Annotated in this window: 4 protein-coding genes; 2 read left to right on the top strand and 2 right to left on the bottom strand. The window is 34.1% G+C overall.

Going from position 1 to position 3,508, the window contains the following annotated elements; genetic code table 11:
* Positions 1–191 precede the first annotated feature (191 nt).
* Together DIU01_RS13435 and DIU01_RS13430 are read left to right on the top strand one after the other, a co-directional pair.
* Positions 192–485, top strand: a complete 294-nt coding sequence (locus DIU01_RS13435; RefSeq protein WP_290835272.1) for a type II toxin-antitoxin system HigB family toxin — start codon at positions 192–194, stop codon at positions 483–485.
* A gap of 5 nt (positions 486–490) precedes the next feature.
* Positions 491–847, top strand: a complete 357-nt coding sequence (locus tag DIU01_RS13430) for a helix-turn-helix domain-containing protein (protein WP_290835270.1) — start codon at positions 491–493, stop codon at positions 845–847.
* 12 nt (positions 848–859) lie between these two features.
* On the opposite strand, the gene DIU01_RS13425 is transcribed toward DIU01_RS13430, so the two are convergent.
* On the bottom strand, positions 860–2,038 hold the full coding sequence (locus tag DIU01_RS13425; RefSeq protein WP_290835294.1) for an AIR synthase related protein: 1,179 nt from the start codon (positions 2,036–2,038) through the stop codon (positions 860–862).
* 92 nt (positions 2,039–2,130) lie between these two features.
* On the bottom strand, positions 2,131–3,508 hold a 1,378-nt coding region (locus tag DIU01_RS13420; protein ID WP_290835269.1), incomplete at its 5' end, for a hypothetical protein.

The raw sequence follows: 3,508 nt of genomic DNA, 5'->3' as shown, positions 1-3,508 counted from the left end.
CAAGAAAAATAGTAGTTTCTAAAACCAATCGTTAGTAAACAATTCAAATAAAAAACATAAATTCCCAAACTCCGCAATGAGTTCCTAAAATGCTGCTCAAATGTCTCCTGACTTTGCGCTTTCAAATTAAAAAACTATTTTATTTTTCCCAAATCGGGAACTTTTAATTATCTTTGACAAAAATTCAAACTTTGAGAATAATTTCAAAAAAAATATTGCGTGATTTTTGGGAAGTTCATTCAGATGCAGAACAGCAACTTAAATCATGGTTTCAAGAGACAAGTAATGCCAATTGGAATAATCCAAATGAACTAAAAAAAGACTATCCAAGTGCAAGTATTTTATATAACAATCGTGTTGTTTTTAATATCAAAGGAAATAATTATAGATTAATCATTAGAATTAACTATAACTATCAAATGATTTGGATTCGATTTATTGGAACGCACGCAGAATACGATAAGATTAACGCTAACGAAATTTAAAAGCTATGGAAATTAAACCAATAAAAACCGATAAAGACTATCAACAAGCGTTGGAAAGATTGGAGGTCATCTTTGATGCTGCATTAGGTTCTAAAGAAGGCGATGAACTGGAAGTATTAGGAATTCTTATTGATCGATATGAAAACGAACATTTTCCTATAGGTATGCCAGATCCAATTGAAGCCATTAAATTTAGAATGGAACAAATGGGTTACAATCAATCTGATTTAGCAAAAATTGTTGGATTAAAAAGCCGTGCAAGTGAAATTTTAAATCGCAAAAGAAAACTTACTTTAGAAATGATTCGCCAACTTCATGAAAGTTTAAATATTCCTACAGATGTTTTAATTCAATCGTATTAGATTCTTAAAATCCTAATACTCAAAAACTCCATACTCACTAGTAATAGTCAGTTTTTTGGTTTCGCTTGCTTCTACTCTACCTACAATTTGTGCGTCAACTCCGAATGATTTAGAGATTTCAATTATATCATTGGCAATGTCTTGCGGAACATATAATTCCATTCTATGACCACAATTGAATACTTGGTACATTTCCTTCCAATCGGTTTTAGATTGCTCTTGAATCAATTGAAATAATGGTGGCACTGGAAATAAATTATCTTTTATAACATGAACATTATCTACAAAATGCAAAACTTTGGTTTGTGCTCCACCAGAACAATGTACCATTCCGTGAATTTCATTTGAAGTATACTTATCTAAGATCGATTTGATAATGGGCGCATACGTTCGAGTTGGCGAAAGCACTAATTTTCCTGCATCGATTGGCGAATTTGCAACAGCATCAGTCAATTTCACATTTCCAGAATACACTAAGTCTTTTGGAACAGAACTATCAAAACTTTCTGGAAATTTATCTGCTAAATAATTGGCAAAAACATCATGTCTTGCCGATGTTAATCCGTTGCTTCCCATTCCGCCATTGTAACCTTTCTCGTATTTGGCTTGACCAAAAGAAGCCAATCCTACAATAACATCACCAGGTTTAATATTGGCATTATCAATTACTTTGTTGCGTTTCATTCTAGCTGTAACGGTAGAATCTACGATGATTGTTCGCACTAAATCGCCTACATCAGCAGTTTCGCCACCAGTAGAATGAATGGTTACGCCAAATGTTTTTAACTCGGTAATAAGTTCTTCGGTTCCGTTGATAATTGCAGAAATTACTTCGGCTGGAATTAAGTTTTTATTTCTTCCGATAGTTGATGAAAGTAGAATATTATCGGTAGCACCAACACATAATAAATCGTCGATGTTCATGATTAATGCATCTTGAGCAATGCCTTTCCAAACAGAAATATCGCCAGTTTCTTTCCAATACATGTAAGCTAATGACGATTTTGTTCCGGCCCCATCGGCATGCATTATTAAACAATAGTCTTCGTCATTGGTTAAATAATCGGGAACAATTTTGCAGAAAGCTTTAGGAAATAAACCTTTATCAATATTTTTTATGGCGTTGTGAACATCTTCTTTTGATGCAGAAACTCCGCGCATTGCATAGCGTTGGCTGTTATCAGAACTCATTATTTGCGTTGTTGTGTTGTCCTGCAAAGATAGTAATTTGAATTTCGAATAAAGAACTACAAATTAGTATTTTTTAAAGTTTTGATGATTATTTATTTCCAATCAACCATCACGGCATTGGTAAACAAATTGATTCTTGAATTTAGTAAACCCACTGTGAATTTTTTAATTGTTCGCTGCGAAATTCCATCATTAGAAGTAGACATAAAAATTAAATCGGCTTCGTTTGGCGAGAATCGAACGTCCAAATCATTAAATCCAGATGGCTTTTCTACTGGAACTTCTGTTGTGAGACCAGTTCCAAAATTATGCATGTAAATTCTTGAATCCAATTGTCTGTAATTTGCGTTTTCAAACCCAGTGATATCACGACAGAAAACAATGCGTTGGTTATTTGCCGAAAGGTGAATTCCATTAATTGCGCCGTTAATGCCAGAAATAACTGTATTTAGTAAAGCACCAAACGGATTTATTGTATACAATTCGACATTGTATCCGTTGCTATCATTGACTTTTAATGCAATTACCGATCCGTCATAACTCCAATCACATTCGGTTATGAATTTGCCATTTGGGGTTTGGTATATTTGGGTTAAACCCGAACCATCAGCATTAATAATATACAATTTATCAAAATTTGGATAGATGATTTGAGAACCATTAGTTTTCCAGGCAAACTTCGCGTAATCAAAATTAAAAGCTGCAATTGGAACTGTATTAGTTACTTTAAACAAACCAGAACCATCATAATTCATGGTATAAATATGATTTTGAGAACCGTCAGATTGCATAAAAGCAATTTTGGCCGCTTGTAAATTTTTGACAGGTCGGAAGCTATTTTTGGCAGAAGAAGTCAATTGCAATTGATTTCCAGCATCGTCGGCTGTGTAAATTACGCTGTTCGATTCGATTTTTTTACAGAATAAAAAACGTGCATCAGGGAAATTTTTAGTTCTAAAAGAGCGAATCGGACTGTAAACAGGATCGTTAATTCCGTCTGAAACTACTACTTGCCAGATGTATTTGGTGCTAAAAGCTAAATTGGTCAAGTTTAAAGTTGTCGCAGTTAGATTTTCAAAAGTAACAACCTCATCAGTAACATCGTTTCTTAGAATCACGGTTGAAGTCAACTCATCTTCATCATTGGCATCGGTAACGGTCCAAGTTAAATCTAACGTTAGGTTTTGATTAGTTGCATTATCAGCTGGTGAAGTTAAAACCGGAATGGATGGCGGCGTATTTCCAGCAGTTGAAACTTTTAGTTCATAGACAATTTCAACTTCGGCATCTGTAGTAATAGTAACGGCCTCGAATTTTGCTAAATAACCGTCTTTTCTAGCTTCAAAAGAATAATCTCCAGCTGGAACATCATTAATTTGAAAATTTCCTTCGGCATCGGTAAAAACTATACTTGAGTTTGGACTTGAAGAAATTCTAACATTTTCGAGAGGTTCGAATGTGTCTTCTTTC

The organism is Flavobacterium sp. (assembly GCF_003525665.1).
Taxonomy (GTDB): domain Bacteria; phylum Bacteroidota; class Bacteroidia; order Flavobacteriales; family Flavobacteriaceae; genus Flavobacterium.
Note: the sequence above shows the minus strand (reverse complement) of the source record. Positions and strands in the feature narration are given on the sequence as shown.

What these genes read in the sequence shown, in the direction of transcription:
- DIU01_RS13430 (WP_290835270.1), top strand. Translation starts at nt 491, where the DNA reads ATGGAAATTAAACCAATAAAAACCGATAAAGACTATCAACAAGCGTTG.
- DIU01_RS13425 (WP_290835294.1), bottom strand. Translation starts at nt 2,038, where the DNA reads ATGAGTTCTGATAACAGCCAACGCTATGCAATGCGCGGAGTTTCTGCA.